This window comes from Haloprofundus salinisoli, assembly GCF_020097815.1.
GTDB lineage: Archaea > Halobacteriota > Halobacteria > Halobacteriales > Haloferacaceae > Haloprofundus > Haloprofundus salinisoli.
In genome coordinates, this window is record NZ_CP083663.1 from 1,618,446 (window position 1) to 1,645,128 (window position 26,683).

At 67.1% G+C, this 26,683-nt stretch carries 27 protein-coding genes; 16 read left to right on the top strand and 11 right to left on the bottom strand.

Annotation, left to right across the window (positions count from 1 at the left end; all coding sequences use genetic code 11):
* Nucleotides 1-210 precede the first annotated feature (210 nt).
* Complete coding sequence (locus LAQ73_RS08610; RefSeq protein ID WP_224267876.1) at nt 211-1,365, top strand: pyridoxal phosphate-dependent aminotransferase; 1,155 nt, start codon at nt 211-213, stop codon at nt 1,363-1,365.
* A gap of 39 nt (nt 1,366-1,404) precedes the next feature.
* On the opposite strand, the gene LAQ73_RS08615 is transcribed toward LAQ73_RS08610, so the two are convergent.
* Together LAQ73_RS08615 and LAQ73_RS08620 are read right to left on the bottom strand one after the other, a co-directional pair.
* A complete protein-coding gene (locus tag LAQ73_RS08615; protein WP_224267877.1) occupies nt 1,405-2,163 on the bottom strand; it encodes a coenzyme F420-0:L-glutamate ligase in 759 nt (252 codons plus the stop codon).
* 43 nt (nt 2,164-2,206) lie between these two features.
* The gene (locus LAQ73_RS08620; protein ID WP_224267878.1) at nt 2,207-2,731 is read right to left on the bottom strand and encodes a YfcE family phosphodiesterase; all 525 of its coding nucleotides are present in this window, start codon (nt 2,729-2,731) and stop codon (nt 2,207-2,209) included.
* Nucleotides 2,732-3,012: 281 nt separating this feature from the next.
* Here LAQ73_RS08620 and ddh point away from each other — a divergent pair, with 281 nt between their 5' ends.
* Nucleotides 3,013-3,939, top strand: coding sequence for a D-2-hydroxyacid dehydrogenase (ddh, locus tag LAQ73_RS08625; protein ID WP_224267879.1), 927 nt, complete (start codon nt 3,013-3,015; stop codon nt 3,937-3,939).
* Nucleotides 3,940-3,969: 30 nt separating this feature from the next.
* Here ddh and LAQ73_RS08630 read toward each other — a convergent pair whose 3' ends face one another.
* Entirely contained in the window at nt 3,970-4,197 is a 228-nt protein-coding gene (locus LAQ73_RS08630) for a hypothetical protein (protein ID WP_224267880.1), read from the bottom strand.
* A gap of 135 nt (nt 4,198-4,332) precedes the next feature.
* Complete coding sequence (gene engB / locus LAQ73_RS08635; protein ID WP_224267881.1) at nt 4,333-4,959, bottom strand: GTP-binding protein EngB; 627 nt, start codon at nt 4,957-4,959, stop codon at nt 4,333-4,335.
* Between the two features lie 152 nt (nt 4,960-5,111).
* Here engB and LAQ73_RS08640 point away from each other — a divergent pair, with 152 nt between their 5' ends.
* The 4 genes from LAQ73_RS08640 (at nt 5,112) to LAQ73_RS08655 (ending at nt 9,381) form a co-directional block, all read left to right on the top strand.
* Nucleotides 5,112-5,822 (top strand): 5-formyltetrahydrofolate cyclo-ligase, encoded by a 711-nt coding sequence (locus LAQ73_RS08640; RefSeq protein ID WP_224267882.1) that lies wholly within the window; start codon nt 5,112-5,114, stop codon nt 5,820-5,822.
* Between the two features lie 65 nt (nt 5,823-5,887).
* The gene (locus LAQ73_RS08645) at nt 5,888-7,282 is read left to right on the top strand and encodes a TIGR00341 family protein (RefSeq protein ID WP_224267883.1); all 1,395 of its coding nucleotides are present in this window, start codon (nt 5,888-5,890) and stop codon (nt 7,280-7,282) included.
* Nucleotides 7,283-7,317: 35 nt separating this feature from the next.
* Nucleotides 7,318-8,034 (top strand): SIMPL domain-containing protein, encoded by a 717-nt coding sequence (locus LAQ73_RS08650; RefSeq protein ID WP_224267884.1) that lies wholly within the window; start codon nt 7,318-7,320, stop codon nt 8,032-8,034.
* A 378-nt stretch (nt 8,035-8,412) separates the two neighbouring features.
* Entirely contained in the window at nt 8,413-9,381 is a 969-nt protein-coding gene (locus tag LAQ73_RS08655) for a DUF8048 family protein (protein WP_224267885.1), read from the top strand.
* Between the two features lie 3 nt (nt 9,382-9,384).
* Here LAQ73_RS08655 and LAQ73_RS08660 read toward each other — a convergent pair whose 3' ends face one another.
* The gene (locus LAQ73_RS08660; protein ID WP_224267886.1) at nt 9,385-10,401 is read right to left on the bottom strand and encodes an NOG1 family protein; all 1,017 of its coding nucleotides are present in this window, start codon (nt 10,399-10,401) and stop codon (nt 9,385-9,387) included.
* Nucleotides 10,402-10,558: 157 nt separating this feature from the next.
* Here LAQ73_RS08660 and LAQ73_RS08665 point away from each other — a divergent pair, with 157 nt between their 5' ends.
* Both LAQ73_RS08665 and LAQ73_RS08670 read left to right on the top strand, forming a co-directional pair.
* Complete coding sequence (locus LAQ73_RS08665) at nt 10,559-10,921, top strand: DUF5518 domain-containing protein (RefSeq protein ID WP_224267887.1); 363 nt, start codon at nt 10,559-10,561, stop codon at nt 10,919-10,921.
* 87 nt (nt 10,922-11,008) lie between these two features.
* Entirely contained in the window at nt 11,009-11,413 is a 405-nt protein-coding gene (locus LAQ73_RS08670; protein WP_224267888.1) for a DUF5518 domain-containing protein, read from the top strand.
* 65 nt (nt 11,414-11,478) lie between these two features.
* On the opposite strand, the gene LAQ73_RS08675 is transcribed toward LAQ73_RS08670, so the two are convergent.
* Entirely contained in the window at nt 11,479-11,982 is a 504-nt protein-coding gene (locus LAQ73_RS08675; protein WP_224267889.1) for a DUF367 family protein, read from the bottom strand.
* A gap of 225 nt (nt 11,983-12,207) precedes the next feature.
* Here LAQ73_RS08675 and LAQ73_RS08680 point away from each other — a divergent pair, with 225 nt between their 5' ends.
* Complete coding sequence (locus LAQ73_RS08680) at nt 12,208-12,546, top strand: nuclear transport factor 2 family protein (protein ID WP_224267890.1); 339 nt, start codon at nt 12,208-12,210, stop codon at nt 12,544-12,546.
* Between the two features lie 10 nt (nt 12,547-12,556).
* On the opposite strand, the gene LAQ73_RS08685 is transcribed toward LAQ73_RS08680, so the two are convergent.
* Both LAQ73_RS08685 and serS read right to left on the bottom strand, forming a co-directional pair.
* Nucleotides 12,557-12,694, bottom strand: a complete 138-nt coding sequence (locus tag LAQ73_RS08685) for an SHOCT domain-containing protein (RefSeq protein ID WP_224267891.1) — start codon at nt 12,692-12,694, stop codon at nt 12,557-12,559.
* 101 nt (nt 12,695-12,795) lie between these two features.
* Entirely contained in the window at nt 12,796-14,178 is a 1,383-nt protein-coding gene (serS, locus tag LAQ73_RS08690) for a serine--tRNA ligase (RefSeq protein ID WP_224267892.1), read from the bottom strand.
* A 132-nt stretch (nt 14,179-14,310) separates the two neighbouring features.
* Between serS and LAQ73_RS08695 the strand changes: the two genes are divergently transcribed.
* The 5 genes from LAQ73_RS08695 to LAQ73_RS08715 all read left to right on the top strand — a co-directional run bounded on the left by LAQ73_RS08695 (nt 14,311) and on the right by LAQ73_RS08715 (nt 21,742).
* On the top strand, nt 14,311-15,228 hold the full coding sequence (locus LAQ73_RS08695; RefSeq protein ID WP_224267893.1) for an MBL fold metallo-hydrolase: 918 nt from the start codon (nt 14,311-14,313) through the stop codon (nt 15,226-15,228).
* Nucleotides 15,229-15,338: 110 nt separating this feature from the next.
* Complete coding sequence (locus tag LAQ73_RS08700) at nt 15,339-17,312, top strand: AMP-dependent synthetase/ligase (RefSeq protein WP_224267894.1); 1,974 nt, start codon at nt 15,339-15,341, stop codon at nt 17,310-17,312.
* Between the two features lie 117 nt (nt 17,313-17,429).
* Nucleotides 17,430-19,298 carry a cation:proton antiporter domain-containing protein gene (locus LAQ73_RS08705; RefSeq protein WP_224267895.1) on the top strand — a complete coding sequence of 623 codons (1,869 nt, stop codon included), beginning with the start codon at nt 17,430-17,432 and terminating at the stop codon, nt 19,296-19,298.
* 66 nt (nt 19,299-19,364) lie between these two features.
* On the top strand, nt 19,365-20,018 hold the full coding sequence (locus LAQ73_RS08710) for a cyclase family protein (protein ID WP_224267896.1): 654 nt from the start codon (nt 19,365-19,367) through the stop codon (nt 20,016-20,018).
* A 41-nt stretch (nt 20,019-20,059) separates the two neighbouring features.
* Complete coding sequence (locus LAQ73_RS08715; RefSeq protein WP_224267897.1) at nt 20,060-21,742, top strand: aldehyde ferredoxin oxidoreductase family protein; 1,683 nt, start codon at nt 20,060-20,062, stop codon at nt 21,740-21,742.
* A 13-nt stretch (nt 21,743-21,755) separates the two neighbouring features.
* Here the strand turns inward: LAQ73_RS08715 and LAQ73_RS08720 are convergent, their stop codons facing one another.
* The 3 genes from LAQ73_RS08720 to LAQ73_RS08730 all read right to left on the bottom strand — a co-directional run bounded on the left by LAQ73_RS08720 (nt 21,756) and on the right by LAQ73_RS08730 (nt 24,063).
* The gene (locus LAQ73_RS08720; protein WP_224267898.1) at nt 21,756-22,049 is read right to left on the bottom strand and encodes a hypothetical protein; all 294 of its coding nucleotides are present in this window, start codon (nt 22,047-22,049) and stop codon (nt 21,756-21,758) included.
* 81 nt (nt 22,050-22,130) lie between these two features.
* Nucleotides 22,131-22,799: a hypothetical protein gene (locus LAQ73_RS08725; protein WP_224267899.1), complete on the bottom strand. Its 669-nt coding sequence runs from the start codon at nt 22,797-22,799 to the stop codon at nt 22,131-22,133.
* A gap of 130 nt (nt 22,800-22,929) precedes the next feature.
* A complete protein-coding gene (locus LAQ73_RS08730; protein ID WP_224267900.1) occupies nt 22,930-24,063 on the bottom strand; it encodes a thiolase family protein in 1,134 nt (377 codons plus the stop codon).
* Between the two features lie 380 nt (nt 24,064-24,443).
* On the opposite strand from LAQ73_RS08730, the gene LAQ73_RS08735 reads away from it, so the two are divergent.
* Nucleotides 24,444-25,859 carry an ATP-binding protein gene (locus LAQ73_RS08735; RefSeq protein WP_224267901.1) on the top strand — a complete coding sequence of 472 codons (1,416 nt, stop codon included), beginning with the start codon at nt 24,444-24,446 and terminating at the stop codon, nt 25,857-25,859.
* Nucleotides 25,859-26,683, top strand: a complete 825-nt coding sequence (locus tag LAQ73_RS08740) for an MBL fold metallo-hydrolase (RefSeq protein ID WP_224267902.1) — start codon at nt 25,859-25,861, stop codon at nt 26,681-26,683. The genes LAQ73_RS08735 and LAQ73_RS08740 overlap by 1 nt, the downstream gene beginning before the upstream one ends.

The window sequence follows — 26,683 nt, forward strand, 5'->3', positions numbered from 1 at the left end:
TAAGAGGGAGAAACACTGAACCCCCCGCGAGAGAGAACCGGACACATACGAATTACGCAGAATCGCCGCGTCTGCCGTACTCGTCGGGGCGAGCGAAGTCAGGGCGGCTACTGTCGAGAGCCTCGCCGAGCAGTCGGACGCGAGCATCGAACAAGTGACCGAACACGCCGCCACGCGAACGTTTTTCCCGCGGCAGTCGCTCTGGCGACCATGGTAACACCCACCGAACGCGTGCGGGCGGTCGACCGCTCCAGCATCCGCGTGATGTTCGACCTCGCGGAGGCGACAGACCGCGACCTGGTCCGCCTCGAAGTCGGCGAACCCGACTTCGATACGCCCGAGCACGTCGTCGACGCCGCCGCCGAGGCCGCCCGCGCGGGGGAGACGCACTACACCTCGAACGCCGGCCTTCCGGTCGTCCGCGAGGCCATCGGCGAGACGATGGCCGACCGATTCGACGTAGCGGTCGCCCCCGACGACGTCGTCGTCACTAACGGCGGGATGGAGGCGCTGTTGCTCGCCGTTCTCTCGACGGTCGGCCCCGGCGAGGAACTGCTCATCCCCTCGCCCGGGTGGCCGAACTACTGGGCGCAGGCGCGACTCGCCGACGGCGTCCCCGTCGAGGTGCCGATGCCCGCCGACGAGGGGTATCCGCTGGACGTCGACCGCGTCCGTGACGCGCTGAACGAGAACACCGCCGCGATCGTGCTCTGCTCGCCGTCGAACCCGACTGGGAGAGTGTACGACGAGGGCGCGATTCGTGAGGTCGTCGACGCCGCCGCCGAGTACGACGCCTACGTCATCGCCGACGAGGTGTACGCGGGGCTCTCGTACGACCGCGACCTGACGGGCATCGCGGCGCTCACCGGCCACCCCGACCACGTCCTCACAATCAACTCCTGCTCGAAGACGTACGCGATGACGGGGTGGCGCGTCGGGTGGCTCTGCGGGCCGCCCGAACTCATCGACGAGGTGACCAAGATTCACGAGAGCACCACTTCCTGTGCGTCCAGCGTCGCCCAGCACGCCGCGCTCGCGGCGCTGACCGGCCCGCAGGACTCCTTCGAGGAGATGCACGACGCGTTCGGCGAACGGCGCGACTACGTCGTCGACCGAATCGCCGACATCGACGGGCTCAGCTGCCCGCGGCCGCAGGGAGCGTTCTACGCCTTCCTCGACGTCGATATGGAGGGGTCGAGTCTCGACGTCGCAAAGACGCTTCTGACGGAGTACGGCGTCGTCCTCGCGCCCGGCGACGGCTTCGGCGACGCCGGCGCGGGCAAACTTCGGCTCAGTTTCGCCAACAGCATCGACCGTCTCGAACTCGGATTCGACCGCATCGAGCGGGCGCTCTCCGAGCGCTGAGTCGCCTCACCGCTTTTCGCCCCGGCTCCCCGAACCCCCTCAGTTCGACTCGAACGCCCACTCTCTGAGCGCCTGCCGGACGAAGTCGCCCTCGACCTCGCGGAACTGCGCGTCCGACCCGTCGTGGTCGCCGAACTCGAAGCCGCGGACGACGACGACGGGCGTGCCGCCGTCGCCCTCGCCGGCGACGAGGTTCGCCGCCGCCGCGAGTTCGTCGACGACGTTCTGGACCGTCACGCCGAGTTCGCGGCCGTCGCGGTCGGCTTCGCCGCGCCAGTCGCGGGAGGCGGGCATCCCGGCCCAGCCGATGGCGACGCCGCGCTGGCCGTGGCGGAACGGCCGCCCGCAGGTGTCGGTGACGACGACGCGGTCGACGGGCAGTCCCTCGCGGATGCGCGCGGCGCTCTCGGAGGGTCGTTTCGGAAGCAACAGGAGATCCGCGCCCGCCACGTTCGAGCGGTCGATGCCGGCGTTGACGCCGACGTGGCCGAACCGCGACTCCGTCAGCAGAAACGGCGCTTCCACGATTATCTCGGTGCTCTCCTCCAGGACGGCCTGGGCGAACCGCGGGTCTTTCTCGTCGCCGGAGATCTCGGCGAGGCGCGCGGCGAGCTCTCTGGCGCGCGGCCCCGCCGGAAACTCCGAGAGGTCCGCGAGGCGACCCTCGGCCTTCGAGACGACGGTACTGGCGACGCAGACGACGTCGTCCGGTTCGAGATCGACCCGCTCGCGGATCAGCGCCGCGAGGTCGTCGCCCGGCCGAATCTCGGGGAGGTCGGGAACGGCGAACAGCTCCATACCGAGACGTTGCGGAGCGGCGTGAAAAACGCCGCGCTGCCGGTCAATCGAACTGCAGCTTCTCGTGCGGCAACAGCACCGTCTCGTACTCGCCGTCTTCGATCTGCACGACGAACATCGTCGGCTGTGCAGTCGGGGGCGCGCCGGTCGCGCTGCCCGGATGGAGCACTCGAACGCCGTCGATGCGTTCGTCTGTCGGGTCGTGGTCGTCGCCGAGGACGCCGACGACGTCGAAGTCGCCCTCGGAGTCGTCACCGACGTGAACGCCGTCGACGCGCTCTCGCACGGCGCTGGCGAGACGCTCCTGGTCGCGGGTCACGACGAACGTGATTCCCTCGAACTCGGCGATTTCGACCGGCGGGAGATCTAACTCCGGCGGGTCGGCGTCACCGGCCACCGCCGTCAGCATGCCGTCGGTGAGCGCCAACACTGTCTCGTACGCCTCCACCGAGTCGAACTCACCCGCGTGGAGCGTGTAATCGGCGTCGGCCAGTCGGGTCCGAACCCACTCCGGAAGTTCGGTGGCGCTCGACGGAATGTGCGTGTCGCCGAGTATGGCAACCTGCATGGGTACAGAGGCCACGTCGACCCCAAAAGTCGTTGTGGCAGTCAGCTAACGGAGAGTATGACTCACGTCGTGACGGTCTTTCTCCGCGACGGCGGACCGTGACGGTCAAAACCCCACCCGGCGTAGCCTCGACGGGCGACAGTGACGAGGGTTACCCCCACCGAGCCCCTTGTGACGACACCCTCACTCCGAGTCGCCCTTCCTCACTACCGCCAGCGACGACTCCGGCGAATCCGACCGCCCTCGAAACGTTCAGGAGCGCCCTCTGCGATGTGGCTCGTATGACTCTCTCTCGAATCGCTATCCACGAGTCGGTCGAGAAAGCCTTCCCGGCGTCGCTGCTCGTAGACGCGCTCTCGAACCTCGACGTCCCCGTGGAGCAGGTCGAAGACGGCATCGAGTTCGGTGACGGGGACGCCGTCGTCGCGTTCGGGCCCGGAACGGGCTTTCTCGACGCCGACTGGGTCCACTGCATCCGCGCGGGCTACGACGAGTTCGACGTCGACGCCTACGAGGCGGCGGGCGTCGCGCTGACGAACAGCACCGGTATCCACGGGACGACCATCGGCGAAACGGTGACCGGGATGATGCTCTCGTTCGCGCGCGGTCTCCACGTTTACCGCGACGCGCAGAACCGGCAGGAGTGGTCGCGCCTGCCGTACGAGCGGCCGTTCACCCTCGACGGCGAGCGCCTCTGCGTCGTCGGCCTCGGAACGCTCGGGACGGGAATCGTCGAACGCGCGAACGGACTCGGGATGGACGTCGTCGGCGTCCGACGGTCGGGCGACCCCGTCGACGGCGTCGACGAGGTGTACACCCCTGACCGCCTCCGCGAGGCCGTTTCGGACGCTCGGTTCGTCGCGCTGGCGACGCCGCTCACCCCCGAAACGGAGGGTCTCGTCGGTGCGCCGGAGTTCGAGGCGATGCGCGAGGATGGCTATCTCGTCAACGTCGCCCGCGGCCCCGTCGTCGACGAGGACGCGCTGGTCGCGTCGCTGCGCGAGGGCGAGATTGCGGGCGCGGGCCTGGACGTGTTCGCCGAGGAACCGCTTCCCGAGGACTCGCCGCTGTGGGAGTTCGAGCAGGTCGTCCTGACGCCGCACATCGGCGCGATGACCCGCGATTACCACCACGACATCGCGGAGCTGATTCGGGCGAACGTCGAGCGGATACGGGACGGCGAGGAGATGGTCAATCGAGTCGTCTGAGCGCCGTTGGACCGACGAGACGCCGCGACGTCAGAAGTAGCTGGAGTGGCGACCGACCCGCGTCTGCGGGTGAAGCGACCGTTCTATCTCGCTGCCATCACCGTCGTCGGACTCGTACTCCGCGACGTATTCGTCGACGATGTCGGCGAGGAGGTCCTCGACGGAGCATCCCTCCTCCGCGGCGATCTCGGTGACTTTCGCGTACTGTTCGTTCGTGAGGTGCTGTGAGAGCACCGTCTCAGTCTGTTTCGTTGCCATGTTATCACCGACGTAGTAAGTACAACACGAAGGGTGATAAATTGTATATGGGTATTTTTGGCTATATAGAAACAGTTTCGGCCCGGTCTATGGAGTGCGGCCGTCGAGCGTCGACCCGCCGACGCGACCGCGCTGCTACTTGACGAACTTCAGCAGGTCGTCGCGCTTGGCCTCGTGGAAGTGAAACCGGAGTGCTTCTTTGAGCGGCTCGATGCTGCCGCGTTTGGCGCTGATGGGCGCGATGACCTCGCCTTCCCACTGCTCCCACGGCGGGAACAGGCCGAGGCGGTCGCAGAGTTCGTTCAGTCGCTCGTCTCTGTCGTCGACCTTGTCCATCTTGTTGACGGCGACGACGACCGGAACGTCGAGCTCGTCGAGGAAGTAGAACATCTCCACGTCGTGCGGAATCTCGTCGTCGTTCGTGTGGCGGTCGATGATGTCGACGACGCTCTTGCCGTCGACGACGAGGACGGCCGCGAGAATCGAGTCGGCGTTGTCCTCGATGTAGCGGACGATGTCCGTCTTGATCTGCTCGCGGCGACCCTCCTCGACGCCGGACATGAAGCCGAACCCGGGCAAGTCGGTGAACATGAAGCTCTCGGCGGCCCAGTCGAAGTGGTTCGGCTTCCGAGTGACGCCCGGTTTCTTCCCCGTGCTGAACCCCTTGTGCCCGGTCAACTCGCGCATCAGCGTCGACTTCCCGACGTTCGACCGGCCGGCGAACACCACCTCGGCGTCGCGGTTCGGTCGGTTCTCGAACATACCCCCGCTACTCCGTTCGGCCGGATAAACGCCGCGGGACGCGCCTCTCGGCATCGGCGACTCCCGTCTGCGCCGTCGGACGCCGCTCTCGTTGGGCCGAGTTCGCCCCGACTACGTGGACTTTTCGTGGCGGCGGCGACAACCCCGTCACGATGGAGAAACAGAACCTCCGCGAGCGCGTCTGGACCGCCCTCGAAACCGAGGGCGTCAACCGGTTTCCGTACCCGCCGGAGGGGCGAATCACGAACTTCGCCGGGGCGAAAGAGGCCGCCGACGGACTCGCCGACACCGACGAGTGGCGGGCGGCGGAGACGGTGAAGGCCAACCCGGACGCGCCGCAACTGCCCGTTCGACGCCGAGCGCTCCGCGACGGCATGACCGTCTACATGGCTGTGCCGCGACTCCGCGACGAGAAACCGTTTCTGAAACTCGACCCGGCCGAAATCGACGATATCGACGCCGCGACGACCATCTCCGGGTCGTCGACGTACGGCGTCCCCGTCGGCCCCGACGAGGTCCCGCACGTCGACTTCATCGTCGCCGGGAGCGTCGCGGTCACCGAGACGGGCGCTCGAATCGGCAAGGGTGAGGGGTACAGCGACCTCGAATTCGCGGTGCTCTGGGAACTCGGGGCCGTCGACGACGAGACGACGGTGGCGACGACGGTCCACGAACTGCAGGTCGTCGACGACGCCGAGGTGACGCCCGACGACCACGACGTGCCGCTCGACCTGGTGGTGACGCCGGAGCGGACGGTTCGGACCGAGACGGCGTCCCACCGCCCCTCGGGCGTCGACTGGGACGCGCTCGGCGCGGAGAAACTGTCCGAGATCCCGGTCCTCCGCCGGCTGAACCCGAACTGAACGCTCCACTCTCGGCGAGTAGCTTCCGCCTCAGGATATTTCCCCTCTCGCTGTGAGTACCGGATGTGCGACTCGTTCAGGTGATGGTTCCGGCGGGCAAGCGAGAGGCGATTCTCGGCCTCCTCGACGGCGAGGGAATCGACTACGCGCTCTCCGAGGAGACCAGCGGCCGAGAGTACATCGCTATCGTCTCGATTCCGCTGCCGACGAACGCCGTCGAGCCGGTGCTGGAGCAACTCCGCGACGCGGGTATCGAGCGGGACGCGTACACGGTCGTTCTCGACGCCGAGACGGTCATCTCCCAGCGGTTCGACAGTCTCCGCGAGAAGTACGAAAAGGAGGAGTCGAACGGCGACCGAATCGCCCGCGAGGAACTCGTCGCGTCGGCGCAGCAACTCGCCCCGGAGATGCCGGTGTTCGTGATAATGACCGTCATCAGCGCCGTCGTCGCGACGGCGGGTCTGCTGCTCAACGACGCCGCGGTCATCGTCGGGTCGATGGTCATCGCGCCGCTGGTCGGGCCCGCGATGGCGACGAGCGTCGGCAGCGTCGTCGACGACCGCGAGTTGTTCCTGAGAGGGGCCAGACAACAGGTCGCGGGCGGCGCGCTCGCCATCGTGAGCGCTGCGATTTTCGCCTTTCTGTTCCGAATGACCGGTATCGTTCCGTTCGGTGCCCAAGAGGTGTTCGACATACAACAGGTCCGCCTCCGACTCGCACCCGACGTGCTCTCGCTGGCGGTCGCGCTCGGCGCGGGCGTCGCGGGCGCGCTGAGCATCTCCTCGGGCGTCTCGGCGGCGCTCGTCGGCGTGATGATCGCCGCCGCGCTCGTCCCACCTATCGCCGTCGTCGGCATCGGCATCGCGTGGGGGAGTCCGGCGACCGTCCTGGGGTCGTTCGTGCTCGTCTTGGTCAACTTCATCTCGATCAACTTCACTGCCCTCGGCGTGCTCTCGTACATGGGGTACCAACCGGTCCAGCTGTTCCAGCGACCGGCGGCGTCTCGGGCCACGTTAAAGCGCATCCTCGGACTGGGGGTTGCGATTCTCGTCCTCTCGTCGTTCCTCGGGGGCGTCACGTACGCCAGCTTCCGGTCGAACAGCTTCGAGGAGACCGCTCGAACGTCAGTGGACGCGGCTCTCGACCAGCACGACGACCTCGTGCGCCTCGGCATCGAGGTGCAGTACGACGACGAGATTCCGTTCCGTCAACCGCGGCAGGTCACCGTCACCGTCGGCCACCCGGTCGGTCAGGACCCGCCACCGGTGGCGAACGGCATCCTGAGTCGAATCCAAGCCAACACGAACGCGCCGTTCGGTATCGTCACTCCCGACCGCGTCACGGTTGTCGTCCGGTACGTCGAGATAGACCGTTCGACCGGCGAGACCACCGCGTCGAACGCTCACGCGAACCCGACAGAGCGCCCCGAAGCAGTATGTAAAACGGCTCTTTGTGCTTAGCGCAGCTTGATAGTTTCAGCCAGCTATCTACTGCTATGCGCTTCCGATTACCCGCAGTCGTGTTGGCCGTCGCGTTGCTGACGGCCGGCTGTCTCGCACCGTTACAGACCTCGTCTCCGTCCGCCGCCGGCGACGGCCAGCAGATCTCCGTCTCCGGCACAGGCGAAGCCAACGCCGACCCGGACGTCGCAGTACTCTCGGTCACCGTCGAGGCGGGTGCCGACAGCGCCGCCGAAGCCCGTGACACCGTCGCCAACCGATCCGAGACGCTCGTCTCGGCGCTCGTCGACGCCGGCGTCGCCGAGGATAACATCACGACGGAGTACTACGCCGTCCACCCCGAGTACGACCACAGCGGCGAGGAACGCCGAGTCGTCGGGTACACCGCTCGCCACGCCTACCGCGTGGAGACGACGCCCGACCGCGCCGGCGAGCTCATCGACGTCGCCGTCGACAACGGGGCCTCGCGCGTCGACGGCGTTCAGTTCACCCTGAGCGACGAGAAGCGCGCCGAACTCCGCGAGGAAGCCATCGACGCCGCCGTCGCCGACGCCGAAGGCGAGGCGTCGAGTCTCGCCGCGGCCGCCGGCCTCGAACTCGGCGAGGTCCGTACCCTCTCGACGACGGGAACGAGCGACCCGTACTCACCCCGATACGAGATGGCCAGCGACGCCGGAGCGGCCGGGACGAGCGTCCGTCCCGGTCCGGTCTCCGTCACGGTGACGGTGCAGGCGACGTACACGGCCGATTAAGCGGCCGTGACGGTGCAGGCGACGTATAGAGTCGACTGAGCGACGAACCAGATTGGTCACTCACGCTGACGCCGCTGCCCTCCCATCATCCGCTCGCTACGCCCCCGCTGACGCTATCCCTCCACCGCTCACCCCGTTGACGCCGTTCCCTCCCACCGTTCGTTCGCCGCATCCACGCTGACGCTGCCTCCCTCCGTCCGCCCGCTCAGGGTCCCCCGCTGACGCCGGCTCCCTCCCAACCCGCTCCGATTCGGTCTCTCCTTTCCGTACCGTTTTTCGCCGCCCGCGACCGATGCCGTCGACTGCACCTATCACCGTAGACGAACAGTCGGTTTCCGTGAACGGCGATTTAACAGCGACGAGACTGACTCCTCAGCCATGTCCGAGAACCCAATCGGGACGGTGGCCGACCGGAACCGACTCGTCGAACTCAGCGTCGAGGAGACCGACGACGGCCGGGCGTTCTTCGTCGACGTGACCGACCCCGCGCGCGACGCCGGCCTCCCCGAGGACGCGTCCCTCGACTGGATGGTCGACCGAGACGTCGAAGCTGAGACCGAGCACGCGGGACCGGTGCTCGTCTTCGGCGAGATCGAGGCCGAAGAGGCGGAGACGGCTACGTTCCCGACCGAGTTCTTACACGAAGACGACCGCCTCCTCCTCTCCGTCCCGCCGACGCTGCTCGGGACGGACGACGGTCTCGATCTCGACCTCGACGCCTACGCCGACGACACTCCGCTCCTGTTCTACCCCGCCTCCCTCGGCGAGGAGACCGGCGAGCGCGGCGGTACGTCGCGTCGACCTGCGCCGACGTTGGCGAATCCGATTGCGCTGGTTCCGCTTCGCTACGCCGACGGAACGCCGTACGAACCAGTTCCGAGACGCGACGTCGACGGGGAGAGCGACCCCATCGCGGAGGCGACGCTCGAACGACGGGGCGAGAACGCCGAACCGCGCTCTGCGACCGTCGCCGCCGCCGTCGATGCGGACCTCATCGACGAGATGGTCGCCGAGTCCGACGTCTCGCGCGCCGCCCTCGTCGACGTGCTGGAGGCTATCGAGCGTCGCCGGGTCATCGACGCCGACTACGCCGTCGCCGACAACCAACCCGTCACGGTCGACGACCGCATCGTCGTCGTGGTCGACCGAGAGACCTGGGACGACGTGCTCGCGGACGCCCTCGACGCAGATGCGGGGCCCGTCGACTCGGCTCGACGGCTCCACCGCAAACAGGCGGAGCGACTGCTCCGGGCGGGGGAAGTCGACGATGCTGACGAGTCCGGCGAGTCGGGCGAGGCGTTCGAAGAACCGTACGAGGCCGTCGTCCTTCGGCGGGAAATCGACTGACGGTCACTCGCGCCGCGACGGCGGGATATCCGGCTCGAAGCCGACGGCGTCGACGGCCATGTCGAGCACGTCGTCGACGCCCTCGCCTTCGGTGACGCTCATGTACGCGTCGGCCTCGACGTCCGTCGACCGGTCGCTCTTGTTGCAGATTGTGAGTACGGGCACGTCGAAGCGGCGCTGCATCTCGTCTCTGAGTTCGAGCTGCGCGTCGAGCGGGTAGCCGCAGTCGCCGCTGGCGTCGACGACGAACAGCACGGCGTCGGCGAGATGTTTGAGCGCGCTGACCGCCTGCCGCTCGATGTCGTTGCGCTCGACCTCCGGGCGGTCCAAGAGGCCGGGCGTGTCGATGATCTGGTAGCGGATGCGGTTACGCTCGAAGTGACCGAGTTGGACGCCTTTCGTCGTGAATGGGTACGAGGCGATTTCGTTGCTCGCGCGAGTGACGGTGTTGACGAACGACGACTTGCCGACGTTCGGGTAACCGGCGACGACGATGGCCGGTTCGTCGGGGCGCACGTCCGGGAGGTTCTTCAGCGCGTCCCGCGCCTCGCTGACGCGCAGCAGGTCGCCTTCGACCTGCTCGACGATGTCGGCCATCCGCGCGAACGCCTGTTTGCGGTGTTTTCGCGCCGTGTCGATGTCGCTGCGGCGTAGCTTCGAGACGTACTCGCGGTGCAGTTCCTTGATCTGTCGGCCGGCCCACGTGAGGTTGGCGAGGCTCTGGCGGAGCGTGTCGACGCCGCCGTCGCCTTCGAGCTCGTCGGCTTCGGCCGCGAACGTCCCCTGTCTGCGGAGCACGGCGTCGGCGAGTTCGTAGTAGAACGGGTCGACCGTCTCGAAGTCAGGCCACGCCGTTACGACGTTCTGGACGTTGTCCGAGAGGATGTTCGCCGCCGTCTGAAGCATCGACTCCTGGGCTTCCAGGCCCGATTTGGCCCGGCCGGCCCGCGCCGCCCGCGAGAACGCCTTGTCGATGAGCTCCTCCGACCGGGGCGTCGTCGGAAGATTCTCGAAAATCATGCTTCGTTCTTGACGACGGGCGTACTAAAGCGCGTCCGTTTGTGTGGCCCGTGCGCCGACGTTTCACGGACGCCCGACTCACCGCCTCCGAACGTCGCGGAGTCGCAGGCGGCGAATCGACACGACGCTTTTGGCCTCTGAGGCTCTACGCTCAGCTATGACTGACTGGCGCGCGGTCGGTGTCGGCCTCGTCGTCCTCCTCGTCGTCGGGGCCGTCGGTCTCTCGGTACCGATAGTCGGACAGATCGGCGCGGGCCTCATCGGCGGGTTCGCCGCGGGCTACCTCGCAGGCGGCAGCCTCGGCCGCGGGGCGTGGCACGGCCTCGTCGCGGGGTCGATTTCGGGCATCGTCCTGACGGTGTTCGTCGCGCTGCTCGGTGGGCTCCTCGGCTTCGCCGGCGGGCCGCTCGGCGGTCTCGTCGCTGGCGGGGGTATCCTCGTCGTCGGCGCGGTAGTGACCCTGCTGTTCGCCGTCGACAGCGCGCTCGCCGGTGCGGTCGGCGCGTGGGTGAAAAGCTGAGTCGTCACCTCTTCTCGCCCGTTTCCGGGAGTGTCCGTCCAATCGTCAGACGAGTTCAATACTCTACGTCGCGTTCTCTCTTCTGCTATGGCACAGTTGAACTGGCTCGCAATCGTCATCGGGTTCGTCGTCACGCTACTAATCGGACTGCTCAGCGGCAACGCGATTCCGCTGACCGACCTCACGCTTCCCGTTATCGGCTGGGGCCTGACGGGCGTCGTCGGCGGTCTCGCAGCCGGATACGTCGCGGGCCACGGAATGGGTAACGGGGCCGTCAACGGTCTCGTCGCGACCACCATCGGCGCGATACTCGTGTACGCGGTGCTGACGATACTCGGGACGGTACTGTTCGGCTTCGCCGGCCTCTCGTTCGCGCTCGTCGCCCTCCTGTTCCTCGGCCTCTACGCCATCCCCGGCGCGGTCGGCGGCGCGGTCGGCGCGATGTTGAACCGCTCGTCGCCCGCGGACCGGGCACAGCCGACCGGCCGCTGACGAACCGGAGAAGAGACTTTACGACTGTTTTTGATTTTCGCAGACTCTTCGAGTCGAGCGCCCGCTCACTCCCGGTCGAGATACTCGCCCTGCACCTCGACGACCTCGGTCGAGTCGGCGCAGGCGGCGTACCGTCGCAGCGGCTCCTCGTTGAGTTCCAAGAAGGTGTGACCCCAGGTGAACTTCGAGAGAATCTCCTCGGCGTAGTCGTCGCTGCCGAAGATACACAGCGCCGCCGCCAGCGCTTCCACCGTCGTGAGTTCCATCGGCCGGCCGAAGTTTACTGGATTCGCCGCGACGAGAAACGGCAGCGCGCGGTGGATTCCGCCGAGCGTGAACATCGCCCGTTCGGCGGACTCCCACGAGCAGTCGAGCGCGACGAGGCCACGGTCGGCCGCTCGCGGTTCGTCCGCGGGCGACAGCGCCTGGTCGGCGTGGGGGTTGAGGATGACGCCACGGGGTGCGGCCCGGTCGGTACGATGTAACTCGGTGAGGTCGAATCGGGCGAGTTTCCTCGCCGTGCATTTGGTCGGGTCGTCGTCACCCTCGTACCGGACGTGAATCTCCACACCGGAGATGGACGACCGTAGAAGAAAAACGCCTCGTTCGCCGACCGACAATGCGACGCTGCGAGCGTTTATAGCCGATGAGGGGGCCATCTCGCCTCGTGACCTGACGACCCGACGCACGCCGGTCGAGGCGGGAGCGCGAGCATCCGGCGTGCGACACGGGTAACGAGGACGCTCGCCTGTTCGCCAAAACCATCATACGGCACCACCACGGAGTGAGGACACATGGACCACGCCGCCGTCGTTCGCGCGTACTACTCGGCGCTCGACGAACACGACTACTCGGCGCTGTCTGACCTCCTCGCGCCGACGTTCGTCCACGACCGACCCGACAGAACGCTCGACGGCCGTGAAGCGTTCGTCTCCTTCATGCGCGACGAACGGCCGAACAAGCAGACGAGCCACGAACTCGACGAAGTGTACGAGAACGGCGATCGTTCGGAACTCGTCGTCCGCGGCCGTCTGCTCGACGCCGACGACGAACGCCTGTTCGACTTCGTCGACGTCCACCGGTTCGAAGACGGCGTCGTCGGCACGCTCCGGACGTACGCGAGAAAAGAGTGAGCGATGGCCGTTACGTCTCTCGCTCGAGGCGCTGTCGACGCGTCTCGTACTCCTCGTCGGTCAGTTCGCCGAGAGCGTAGGTGACCCGAAGCGCTTCGAGCGCCCGATCACCGCGGCGCTCACCACCGTCGCCGAGCGCGCGGACCAACGGGTAGCCGCCAGTACGGCGAGAAGCGGGATGAGGGGGTCTCGGAGCAGAAACCCGATGTCAACGATTCCCGGAAACGAGGAGTCGTTCGGGGACGCCGTTCAGTCCTTCTTTCCGGCACCGACGGCGCTCTCGCCGACCGGTTCGTGGCCCTCGATGACGTCGCGGCCGCCCATATACGGTCGCAGTGCCTCGGGAACCGTCACAGTGCCGTCGTCGTTCTGGTAGTACTCCAGCAGCGCGACCATGATTCGGCCGACGGCCGTGCCCGAGGCGTTGAGCGTGTGGAGATACTCCGCCGACTCGTGGCGCTCGGGGCGGTAGCGGAGTCCGGCCCGGCGCGCCTGGAACTCCTCGAAGTTCGACGCCGACGACACTTCGAGCCACCGGCCGCCGCGGTCGGGGCCGTCGTCGCTCTCGGTGCCCGGTGCCCACACCTCGATGTCGTACGTCTTCGCCGAGGCAAACGTCAGGTCGCCGGTGCAGAGCGTCAGCACGCGGTACGGCAGCCCGAGTCGCTTCAGCACTTCCTCGGCCTCCTCGACGAGCGCTTCGAGGCGGTCGTAGCTCTCCTCGGGTTCGACGAAGTTGACGAGTTCGACCTTGTTGAACTGGTGGACGCGGACGATTCCTCGCGTCTCGGTTCCGTGTTCACCCGCTTCACGGCGGAAGTTCGGCGTGTACGCCTGGTGCTTCAGCGGGAGATCGTCCTTCAGCAGAATCTCGTCGGCGTACATGTTGGTCACCGGGACCTCTGCGGTCGGGCAGAGCCAGAGATCGTCGTCCGCGTACGCTTCGGTCTCGCCGCCGCCGATGCGGTAGGCGTCCTCGGCGAACTTGGGGAGTTGCCCGGTACCGACCATCGACGTGCTCTTGACCGGAATCGGCGGGAACAGGTCGACGTAGCCCTGCTCGCGGTGGACGTCGAGGAAGAACTGGATGAGCGCGTGTTCGAGCATCGCGCCCTCGCCTTTGAGGAAGTAGAAACCCGATCCCGTCGTCTTCGCGGCGCGCTGTTCGTCGATGATGTCGAGATCCTCGCCGAGCTCGAAGTGCGGCGTCACCTCGCCGGGCAGCTCGCGCAGGTCGTCGAAACCCCAGCGGCGGTCCTCGACGTTGTCGTCTTCGTCGTCGCCGACGGGGACGTCCTCGTGCGGAACGTTCGGCAGTTCGAGCAGCGACTCCTGCAACTCGGCTTCGAGTTCGTCGGCGCGTTCCTCGACGTCTTGGAGCTTCCCTTTCAGCTCCTGCGAGCGGGCGATGGCTTCGTCGGCCTCGTCGTCTTTCCCCTCGGCTTTCAGTTGGCCGATCTCGCTCGACACCTGATTGCGCTCGTGCCGCAGGTCGTCGCCTTCGCTCTTCAGCGAACGCCACTCCTCGTCGACGGCCAGAATCCGGTCGAGGTCTACGTCGTCCATCCCTCGCTGGTCGAGCGCGGCCCGGACCTCCTCGGCGTGCTCCCGGAGGTACTGTCTGCTGAGCATTTGTGCGAGATTCAGGCGGCCCCGGCAAAACCGTGTCGCATCCGTGTGCCCGCGTCTCATCGTCGCCTCCGCGCCGGGTCTCTTTCTCGCCAGCGTCCGAACGCTTTTCTCCGCCGCGGACGCCAACGGTACATGGCAATCGGCGACGTTGATCCAGTTTCCGGCACCGAGGACACCTACTACGTCGACACCGGCATGTACGACACCGAGTCGTACGGGTCGGTCTACCTCGTCGACGCCGACCGACCCGCAGTGATCGACACCGGAATCGGCACCCACTACGAGTACATCCTCGACGCGATGGACGAAGTGGGAATCGACCCCGAAGCGGTGGCGTACGTTCTCCCGACGCACGTCCACCTCGACCACGCGGGCGGCGCGGGCTTTCTCGCCGAAGCGTGCCCGAACGCAACCGTGCTCTGTCACGACATCGGCGTCCGCCACCTCGTCGACCCCTCGCGACTCGTCGAGGGGACGAAAGCCGCCGTCGAAGACCAGTGGGAGTTCTACGTCGAACCGAAACCCGTCCCACAGGAGCGCATCGACGGCATCGACGGCGGCGACGAGATAGACCTCGGCGACCGAACGCTCGACGTGGTTCACGCGCCGGGGCACGCCCCGCACCAGGTGATGTTCCACGACCGGTCGACGGACGCACTCTACACGGGCGACGCCGCCGGTATCTGGGTGCCGAGCGAGAACACGATTCGTCAGACGTCGCCGCCGTCGCAGTTCGACCTCGAACAGTGTCTCGAAGACGTCAACACCATCGTCGAACGCGACCCCGAGACGCTTTGTTTCGGCCACTTCGGCCCCTGCGAGTTCAGCGAGGAACTGATGAGCGAGTACAAACGCACTCTCGTCGAGTGGGTCGAAGCAGTCCGGCGCCGCCGCGAGACGCTCGACGACGACGATGCGGTCATCGACCACTTCGTCGAACACACCGACATGGCCGGAACGTGGGGCGAGCGCAAAGCCACCGCCGAGGAACGGTTGAACGTCCGCGGCGTGTTGGGCTATCTCGACTACCGAGACGGCCAGCGCGAGTAACGTCTCCGCCGACCGCTTTCGCGTCTGGTTCAATCGCGTGCAACGCGCCCCGAGTTGTCGTGTTCGCAAACGTACATTCTTTTCAATGTGGAATACCGTATCTGGATGGTATGGAATGGCGGGACGCGGAAGCGGCGTACGACAGCGAGGTCATCGGTCGAACGACGCTTCCCGTAATGTTCGAGGAGAGCGCCGAGCGCAACGCCAACCGCATCGCACAGCGGTACAAGGGCGGCATCTACGACCGATCGCTCGCGCCCGACGTGGTTCCGGCGGCGTCGGCCGACGAGTACGGCACCGTCACCTACGCAGAGATGCGCGACATCGTCCGCAATCTCGCGGCGGGCTTTCGTGACCTCGGCCTCGAAACGGACGATCGAGTCGGTATCCTCTGTCACACCCGGATGGAGTGGGCGCAGAGCGACTTCGCCGTTCTCGCCGCCGGCGGTGTCGTCACCACCGTCTACACCTCGTCGTCTGAGCAGCAGGTGCGGTACCTGCTCGGCGACCCCGACGCCTCGGGTGTCGTCGTCGAGAACGCCGAACTTCTGCGAAAAGTGCTCGCGGTCGAAGACGAGCTCGACCTCGAGTTCATCGTCGTCGTCGACGACCTCGCCGACGGCAGCGGGATGGGCGGGGCGCTCCGCGACCGCGACGACATCCTCACGCTCGGCGAGCTCCACGACCGCGGCGCGGACCGCTTCGACGAGGCCGAGTACCAGTCGTGGCTCGACGCCCGCGACCCCGACGAGCTCGCGAGCCTCATCTACACCTCCGGGACGACCGGCCAACCGAAGGGCGTCCAACTCACCCACTGGAACTTCCGCTCGAACGTCAACCAGTGTTACCGACGCTTCGGGCCGCGGCGCGACAGGGGCGACCTGCCGGTCATCGACACGCAGTCGACGACGCTCTCGTTCCTGCCGCTGGCGCACGTCTTCGAGCGTCTCGCGGGCCACTTCCTGATGTTCGCGGCGGGTGCCACCGTGGCGTACGCGGAGAGCCCCGACACGCTCCGCGAGGATTTCCAACTCGTCCGACCCACCGTCGGCACGAGCGTCCCCCGCGTCTACGAGAAACTGTACGACGCGATTCGGACCCAGGCGTCCGAGTCCGCGGTCAAAGAGCGCATCTTCGAGTGGGCGATCGGCGTCGGCCGCGAGTACCACACGACGGAGAACCCGGGGACGCTGCTCTCGGCGAAACACCGCGTCGCCGACAGACTCGTCTTCAAGCAGGTTCGGGAGGCGCTCGGCGGCCGCATCGACTTCTTCATCAGCGGCGGCGGGAGTCTCTCGCCGGAGCTCTGCGCGCTGTATCACGGCATAGGGCTGCCCATCCTCGAAGGCTACGGGCTGACCGAGACGTCACCCGTCATCGCCGTCAACCCCCCCGAGAACCCCCAGATCGGCACCATCGGTCCGGCCGTCCACGGTGTCGAAACGCGCGTCGACGACAGCGTCGTCGGCAAACAGACCCGCGAGTCGGTGGCCGGCGAGGTGGGCGAACTACTCGTCAAGGGCCCCAACGTCGCGCAGGGGTACTGGAACCGCCCCGAGGAGACCGAGCAGGCGTTCGACGCCGAGGGATGGTTCCGCACCGGCGACGTGGTCGAGATACGGCCGGACGGCTACATCGCCTTCCGCGAGCGCGCCAAACAGATTCTCGTCCTCTCGACGGGCAAAAACGTCGCGCCAGGGCCCATCGAGGACGCGTTCGCGTCCAGTGCGCTCGTCGAACAGTGCATGGTGCTCGGCGACGGTCGCAAGTTCGTCAGCGCGCTCGTCGTCCCCAACTTCGACGGCGTCCGCGAGTGGGCCGACCGCGAAGGACTCGACCTGCCCGAGAACCCGGAAGACATCTGTCGAAACGACCGCGTTCGGGAGCGTATCGAGGCGGAAATCGAGGCCGCAAACGAGGAGTTCGAGCCCTACGAGCGGATAAAGCAGTTCCGCCTCGTCCCCGAGGAGTTCACCGAAGACAACGACCTCATGACGCCGACGATGAAGAAGAAGCGGCGCAACATCCTCGACCGCTACGCCGAGCAGGTCGACCTGCTGTACGACACCCCCACGACGCGCTGACCGCTTCGGTCCGGTCCTCGCTCCGACAGTCGACGTCGGTCGTACTCTCGAACGTTTCCGGGACGCCGTAGTTTTTATCCGAGCGTCACCTCTGCAGAGAGATATGAGGGCGATCTAATGGCCGAAGCAGGAGGTGATCTCATCCCGCTCGTCGCCGCCATCATCGGCGTCGGGGTGGTCGCGCAGGTGCTCTCGGACCGATACCGCGTGCCGAGCGTCGTCTTCCTCGTCGCCGCCGGTATCGTGATGGGTCCGGAGGTACTCGGCTTTCTGCAGCCGGACGCATTCGGCGACGCGCTGTCGGCCATCGTCGGCCTCTCGGTCGCCATCATCGTCTTCGAGGGAGCGTTTCACCTCAGCGTGGACAAACTACGGCAGGCCCCGGCGGCGACTGTTCGTCTCGTCACGGTCGGCGCGCTCATCGCGCTCGTCGGCACTTCGGTCACCGTCCACTACGTCCTCGGTTCGACGTGGGCGGTCGCCTTCCTCATCGGCGCACTGCTGATCGCCACCGGACCGACGGTCATCACGCCGATTCTCGAAGTCGTCCCGACGCGCGACCGCGTCCGGGCGGCGCTGGAGACGGAGGGCATCGTCAACGACGTGACGGCGGCGATTCTCGCCATCGTCGTCTTCGAGGCCATCCGGACGGGCGTCACCGCACCTGTCGAACTGCTCGAACTGTTCGCCCAACGGCTCGGTGTCGGCGTCCTCGTGGGGCTCACCGTCGCCGGCGTGCTCTACTACGTGCTGCAGTACATCGACCTCTCGCCGGCGAGCGCACCGCGAAACGCTCGCCTGCTCGTCCTCGCGGGCGCGCTCGTCGCCTACGGAACGGCGGACACCATCGCCACCGAGGCGGGCGTCGCCGCCGCGGCGACGGCGGGCGTCCTCCTCGGCAACGCCGACATCCCCTACGAGGAGGACGTGACCGACTTCAAAGGCGACGTCACGCTAGTCGTCCTCTCGTTCGTCTTCATCACGCTCGCGGCCCTGTTGGAGTTCAACGAACTCCGACAGCTCGGGGTCGGCGGGTTGGTCGTCGTCGTCGTCGTCGCGCTCGTCCTCCGGCCGCTCTTAGTGTTCGTCTCGACGGCCGGCGACCGATTCAGCCGCAACGAGAAACTGTTCATGAGCTTCGTCGGCCCGCGCGGCATCATCCCCGCATCCGTGGCCACGCTGTTCGCTATCGAACTCCGGACGCAGGGGATGGACCAGGCGGCGCATACCCTCGTCGGCACCGTCTTTCTCGTCATCCTCGCCACCGTCGTCTTCGAGGGCGGTTTCGCCCGCCGAATCGCGGAATACCTCGATGTGATACCCATGCGCATACTCGTCATCGGAGGTGGGAAGGTGGGCCGGACGCTCGCCGAACGCCTCGAAACCCGCGGAGAGAACGTCGTACTGATAGAGAACGACCCCGACATCGTCGAACTCGCCCGAAACGAGGGGTTCACCGTCCACGCAGGCGACGCTACCGACACGGCGGTGCTCGAAGCCGCCGGAGCGGCCAACGCGAAGGTGGTCGTCGCGGCCACCGGCGACGACGACGTGAACCTGCTCGTCACGCAGCTGGCGGAGACGAAGTTCGCCCCCGAGACCATCGTCGCCCGCGCAAACGACCCCGACAACGCGCGCGCGTTCCGCGAGCTGGGCGTCGAGACGATCTCGTCGACGGTCGCCACCGCGCAGTCCATCGACAACTTCATCGAGCGGCCGACGCTGTCGGACTGGATGGACGAATTCGGCGAGAGCGGCGACGTCCAAGAGATTGCGGTGACCGCCGCCGACCTCGTCGGCAAGCAGATACGCGACCTCGGCGACGACCTCCCCGACGGCTGCCTCATTGCGCTCGTCTCCAACGGCGAGACGACGGAAGTACCGTCGGCCGAGTACACGCTGCGCGAGGGCGACCGCATCACCCTCCTCGGGCGGCGCGGTGCGGTGCGTGAGGCGATGTCGTACGTCCACCCCGAGAGGGGGTAGGCGGGCGTCTCGTTCGCCGGGTCGCTCTCGTCACGATTCTTGTCCGTCGTCGCCGAATCGGTGCCCGTGAAAGACCTCTCGCACCCGCTCTCGCCCGACACGTCCGTCTACCCCGGCGACCCACCGGTTCGACTCGACCCCCACGCCACCCACGCCGCAGACGGCTATCGCGTCACCGACATCGGAGTCGGCAGCCACGCCGGCACCCACGTCGACGCGCCGTCGCACGTCCTCGAAGACGGCGACCCGCTCTCGGCGTTTCCGGTCTCTCGGTTCCGTCTCGACGCGGCGCTCGTCGACCTCCGACCGCTCGACGCGGGGGCGACGGTGTCGATCGCGGCGCTCGAAGCCGCCGACCCCGCCCCCGACTGTGATCTACTCGTCCTCCGGACGGGGTGGGACGTCCACTGGGGCACCGACCGTTACTACGACCACCCGTCGTTGCCGCCGGAGGCGGCGACGTGGTGTGCCGACCGAGGCTACGACGTGGCGCTCGACTGCGCCAGCCCCGACCCGTTCGGAAGCACCGACCTCCGGGCGCACCGGGCGCTCTCGGGCACCAACCGACTGATTTTCGAGAATCTGCGCCTCGGAGACGCCGAGCTCCCCGGCCAGTTCCGTCTCCACGCTTACCCGCTGTCGTTCGTCGGCGTCGACGGCTCGCCGGTGCGCGCCGTCGCGGAACCGAACTCCGAGTCGTCGCTCGATTCAGATCGCTGACGTTCACGAACGTTTATCGGCGTGAACGCGAAACCGGGCGTATGCACCACGCACAGGGACCACTCCTCTCCATCGACGTCGGCGACCGAACCGCCGAGGAAGTCGACGTGGACGACGTGCTCGACTCGTTCGTCGGCGGCCGCGGCGTCTGCACGAAACTCGCCGCCGACCGCATCCCGACGGACGCCGACCCGTTCGGGCCAGAGAACAGCGTCCTCTTCGCCACCGGTCCGCTGCAGCACTCGCAGATGAGTTTCACCGGCCGGATGAGCGCGACGGGTCTCTCGCCGCTCACCGACGGGTTGCTCTCCTCGAACGCGGGTGGGTTCCTCTCGCGGAACTTCGTCGCAACGGGCTACGCCGCCGTCGAGGTGACCGGTGCGAGCGACGAGTTGCTCGCCGTCCACGTCACCGACGAGGGTGTCGAGTTCGAAACGGTCCCGGAACTCGCCGAGGCGACGACCTCCGAGGTCACCGAGTACGTCGAGGAGACCCGAGAGTTCGGCTCCGACCACACGCTCTGCGTCGGCCCCGCGGGCGAGAACCGCGTCCGCTTCGCTTCCATCATGACCTCCGAGCACCGCGCGTTCGGCCGCGGCGGCCTCGGCGCGGCGCTCGGGTCCAAGGGGGTGAAGCTCGTCACCTTCGACGGCGACGCGGAATCCACTCTGGACCTCGCGGACGTGACCGCGGAGGTCCACCGCGAGGCGGCCACCGCCGACCACTCGATGAAGAAGTCGGGGACGGCGGGCATGACCGAGTACGCGAGCCAGGTCGGGGCGCTGCCGACGCGCTACTTCTCGGAGCTCTCCTTCGAGGGCGCGGAAGCCATCGGCGGCGACGCCGTCGCCGAGAAGAAGTACAAGCGCGGCACCTGCTCGGCCTGCGCGTTCGCCTGCAAACTGCCGACGCGCGACGAGGAGACCGGACTCGAAACTGAGGGGCCGGAGTACGAGACGGTGATGGCGTTCGGCGCGAACGCGGGCGTCGCCGACCTCGTCGCCGTCATGAAGTCGAACCAACTGTGCGACGAACTGGGGATGGACACCATCTCCTGCGGCGACACCGTCTCGGCGTACCTCGCCAGCGAGGACGCCTTCGGCGACGCCGACCTGGTCCACGAACTCGTCGAGCAAATCGCCTACCGCGAGGGCGTCGGCGACAGGCTCGCGGAGGGCGTCGCCCGCGTCCACGAGGAACTGGGCGTCGAGAACTGGAGCGTGAAAGGGATGGAGTTCCCCGCTCACGACGGTCGCCACCTCAACGGACAGGGGCTCGCGTTCGCCACCTCCAACCGCGGCGCGGACCACATGTACGCGGAAGTGTACGCCAAGGAGTACCCGCTGGTCCCCCGCGACCAGGCGGTCGCCCCCGACGGCCTCGACGGGAAAGCGCCGCTGGTCGTCGAAAAGGAGAACCACAACGCGGTGCTCGACAGCGCCGTCGCCTGCAAGTTCTCCCGGGACTTCCTCTCGCCGGAGCGGCTCTCGACGCTGCTCGACGCCCCGTACGACGAGTTGCAGGAGGTCGGTGCACGCGTCGTCGAACTCGAACGCGCGTTCAACAACGCCCGCGGCTTCGACCGCGACGACGACGCGGTCCCGTACGACCTCCCCGACTTCGAGGCGGCGCTCGACGAGTACTACGAGGCCCGAGGCTGGAACCCCGACGGGACCGTTCCCGACGCGGCCGACTCGTCCGACTCGGCCCCCGCAGACGACTGAGGCCCTGCGGCGGTCACCGACCGCCGAGCCATCGACCGAACGCGTACAACACCGCGACGATACCGACGACCGCCGACAGCGTGCCGACGCCGGCGGTCATCGCGCTGCGACGCTCGAACGACGAGTCGGTGTCGTCGCTCGTCGCCTCCGAACCGACGGTCGCCTCGGCCGTGACCGTCTCCGCCCGCCCGGCGTTCGTGGCGGCTCCGAACGCCGGGCCGACGGCCGTCGTCCCCGACCCCGACGCGGCAGCGCGGACCAGCTCTCGTCGCGTCACGCCCGCCGTCGTCTCGTGTGCCTCCGACATGCTGATACGAGGAGAGACCGACCCCATCCCAATAAACGGTAGTACGTCTCTCAGTTCGGGCGAACGGGGGCGACGCGGCGACTACTCGCGGTCGGCGGAGCGCCCGAACCAGAGGGCCGCGCCGCCGAGACTCGCTGCGCCCGCGAGCGGGCCGAAGCCGGGCGTCGTCGTCTCTGTCGACCCCGTCGTCTCCGCACTGTCGGTGGCCCCCTCACCGCCCGTCGTGGTCGACTCCTCGACGGGACCGCTCTCGGTACCCGCACCGCCGCCGTCACCGCTGGAGACGTTTATCGCACTGGCACCGACGGATTCGAGTTCGAGTTGGACCAGCGGGCCGCCGCAGGACTGCTGGCCGTTTATCACGTAGAGATTGCCGACGCCGAGTTCGTCTGTCCCCTCGACGGCGTAGAGCAGCGTCTCCTCGCTCGGGTGGTCTTCGGCGGTGCGGTCGATGAGGCGCGCGACGTAGACGATGGTCTCGTCGTCGCCGCTAAAGAAGTCACAGCTGTCGAGTCTGGAGACGCTCTGGTCGTTCGAGACGCTCCGGACGTGAACGAACAGCCCAGTGTAGTCAGAGCCGCTGAACGTCGGTGCGTCGTCCGAAATCGCCGCCGTCGTCGTCACCGTCTGTGCGGACCCGACGGAGGCGGACGAACCCACCGTGGCGAGGCCGAAGACGCCGACTCCCGCGGTACGCAGTAGTTCACGCCGAGTCGTTTCAGCCTGTCTCGCCTTCTTCTTCTGGCTCATTTCCGCGTAGCACGTCCACATCCACCTGCAAAAGCCTCGGGTCCCATCGCAACTGAGCCGACTCGCCCCCTCCTTCGTCTCGGGCGACCCGTGAGTCGCCCGCCGAACTGCACCGCTTCGCTCCCGCGATCTATCGCGAGAACTCGATGGCCGCGCCCTGGCCGAAACCGACGCAGAGCGTCGCCAGTCCGCGGTCGACGTCGCGGCGAATCATCTCGTGGACGACTGCGACGGGGAGGCGCGCGCCGCTGGCTCCGAGCGGGTGGCCGAGCGCGATTGCGCCGCCGTTGACGTTGTACTTCTCGTCGTCGACGCCGAGTTCGCCGCGCGCGTAGACCGCCTGGGAAGCGAACGCCTCGTTCAGCTCCACGAGGTCGTAGTCGTCGATGGAGCGGCCGTTGCGTTCGAGGAGGTTTCGCGTCGCCGGGACCGGGCCGATACCCATCACCGTCGGGTCGACGCCCGCGACGGCGTTGGTGCCGATTTCGGCCATCACGTCGAGGCCGTGGTCCTCGGCGAACTCGCGGCTGGTGACGAGCGTCGCCGCCGCCCCGTCCGAAATCTGCGAGGAGTTGCCCGCCGTCACGGTGCCGTCGCCGGTGAACGCGGGTGAGAGGTCTGCGAGCGTCTCCAAGGAGGTGTCGCGGCGGATGCCCTCGTCCTCGTCGACGACGCCGTCTTCGGTTTCGATGGGCACTATTTGGTCGTCGAAGTAGCCCTCGTCGGTCGCCGCCGCGGCGCGCTCGTGGCTCCGAAGCGCGTACTCGTCCTGCTCCTCGCGGCTGACGCCGTACTCCTCGGCGACTTTCTCGGCGGTCATCCCCATCTGGAGCTGGAAGACGTTGTAGCGCTCGGAGAGCTCCGGGTGGAGGTGCTGGTAGGAGTCACCGTCCATCGGCACGCGAGACATGTTCTCGACACCGCCGGCGATGATGACGTCTCGATTGCCCGCGGCGACGGCGTCGCTGGCGCTGATGATTGCCTGCATCGAGGAAGCACACCAGCGGTTGATGCTCGTCGCGGGTGTGTTCTCGCCGAGTTCCGAGAGGAGCGCGATGACGCGTGCGACGTTGTTGTCCTGCTCGCCGCGCTGCTGGGCGACGCCCCACATCAGGTCGTCTACGTCGTCGCCGGAGAGCCCCGTCTCGTCGAGGATGGTGTCGATGAGCGGAATCGAGAGATCCTCGCTGCGAACGTCCTCGAAGACGCCGCCGCCTTTACCCTGTGCGGTCCGCCGCGCGGCCGCGATGACTGGTGTTGGCATACCTGTCCCTCCGGGGTCTATCCTGATAAACGTGGGAGAACCGAGGGCCGGAGAAATCGAGTTTATCCGGAACCGGCTGACGCGTCGTCGCAGTCTGGACGCCCGAGTCGGTCGTCGACGGCGAACAGCTCCGGCGCAACGTCGGCGGAACTGTGAAAATTTCACGCACGAATTCTGACCACCTGTCCGAAATAGAGCGGTATTAATACAATATAGTGATGTTATAGTCCTTCCACTCGAATAATATCGTATAATTTGACGAACTTTCGGACACATATCTCGCTCCGATGTCGGAGCGGGGCGTCCGGTCGGCGCTCGAAAGCGGGGCGTTCGCGCGGGGTTCGACGGTATTAAGATTCTCTGGCAGCTAATTCTCGGGGATGAGTACCCCGGCTCTCGAAGTCGTCGAATTCCTTCTCACGGCTCACGTCTACAACGAAAACCGGGAGTTGGACGAGAACGACCTCCCGCCGCGCTATCGGCGCGTCTTCTGGGCCGAGCGCGACGGGGACGCCGCCGACACCGACTCCGCCGAGGTCGAACCGCTCGGCGGCGTCGACCGCCCGCTCTCGGTCACCGAAACCGACGCCCGGACGGCTACCGGCGTCGAACGTCCCTGGGAGGCGGTTTCGGACCTGTTGTTCACCGACCGGACGGAGTTCTCCGGCACGCTCTCGTTCACCCAACCGGAGATGGCGCTGGAGTGGTATCTCAAGCGCGCCGACCGCGAGCGCCTCGTGACGAATCCGACGCTGGCGTTCGCCGCCGAGGACCGCGACGACATCGACGTGACGCGAGAGGAAGCCCGCGAGCAGAACCGCCCCATCCACGCCGACCGCGTCTGGATCGACAGCCTCCTGGAAGCGTACTTCGACACCGACGACGAGGAAGGCGACGCCGAGATGCTCGACCTCGTCCACGTCCGCGCGCCCGAGGAGATCGAGATGACGCTCGACGACCTCGTGCTCACCGCCGACCAGGAGGGCGAGATCGGCAAGATCGTCAAAGCCATCGAACACCGCGACTACCTCGCCGAAATCGGCCTACGCGAGATCGGGAAACTGCTGTTCGTCGGCCCACCCGGGACCGGCAAGACGACGGTCTCGCGCGCGCTCGCCCACGAACTCGGCCTCCCGTTCGTCGAGGTCAAACTCTCGATGATCACCTCGCAGTATCTCGGCGAGACGGCCAAGAACGTCGAGAAGACGTTCGAGGTGGCGAAGCGGCTCTCCCCGTGTATCCTCTTCATCGACGAGTTCGACTCCGTCGCCAAAACGCGCCGCTCGGACGAGCACGCGGCGCTGAAGCGCGCGGTCAACACGCTGCTGAAGAGCATCGACGACATCTCGCTCATCCGCGACGACGTGTTGCTCATCGGGGCGACGAACCACCCCGACCAGCTCGACGCGGCGGCGTGGCGGCGCTTCGACGAAATCGTCAACTTCCCCAAACCCGACCGGCAGATGCGCGCGGACATCCTCCGCGTCATCACCCAGCGGATGGAGATCGCGGAGTTCGACCCCGAGTCGGTCGCCGACCGGACCGAGGGCCTCACCGGCAGCGACCTCCGGCTCGTCCTCCGCGAAGCCGTCCTCGAGGCGCTGACCGAAGAGCGGATGTCGCTCACCCAGGAGGATATCCTCGACGCCGTCGCCGACTTCGAAGAGCGCGACAACCTGAAGAACATGGACATGATGGACCCCGACTCCGACTCGCTCATCGCGGGCAACGCCGGGTCGGCGGACGCCTCCGACCACGGTCACGACCACGACCACGCACACGACCACCAGCACTGATGCGCGTCACCCTCCTCGGAACCGGTGACACGACGGGCACGCCTACCGTCGGGTGCGACTGCGACACCTGCCGGACGGCGCGCGAGCGAGGCGTCGAACGCTCGCGCTTTTCGGTCCACGTCGAGAACGAGCAGACCGGCGAGTCGCTTCTGGTCGACGCCAGTCCCGACTTCCGCAGCCAGTTTCTCTCCCACGACGTGCCGCTGCCCGACGTGATGGTCATCACCCACATCCACTTCGACCACCTCGACGGCCTCGGCAACGCCTACCGAATCTTCGACGACCTTCCGGTGTACGCCGCCGACGAGACGGACCCGAAGACGGGCGAGAGCGTCGCCGAGACGGTTCGCTCGAAGTTCGACTACCTCGACCGCATCACCGTCCACGCGGCGACGCCGTTCGAACCGTTTCGCGTCTGCGGTTTCGACGTGACGCTCGTCCCCGTCGACCATCCGCCGCTGCTCTGCTACGGCCTCGTCGTCTCCGACCCCGAGACGGACGCGAAACTGTCGCTGTCGGGCGACACGAACTACGATATCTCCGAGGACTCCCGGGCGGCGCTCGCCGACCCGGACCTGTTTCTCGCCGACGCCCTCGTCCCGGCGTCGCTCTGCGAGCACCACCCGGCGGGCGGCCGTCACCGCGACGACGAGGGCGTCCCGCGAACTTTCGGTCACAAACACATGACCCGCGAGGGCGCGCTCTCGATGGCCGAGGAGCTGAACGCGAAGATGACCCGGTTGGTCCACACGTCGCACTTCTACCCCGTCGACGAGGCGTTCGAGGAGCCGTTGGCGGCGGACGGCGAGCAGTACGACCTCTGA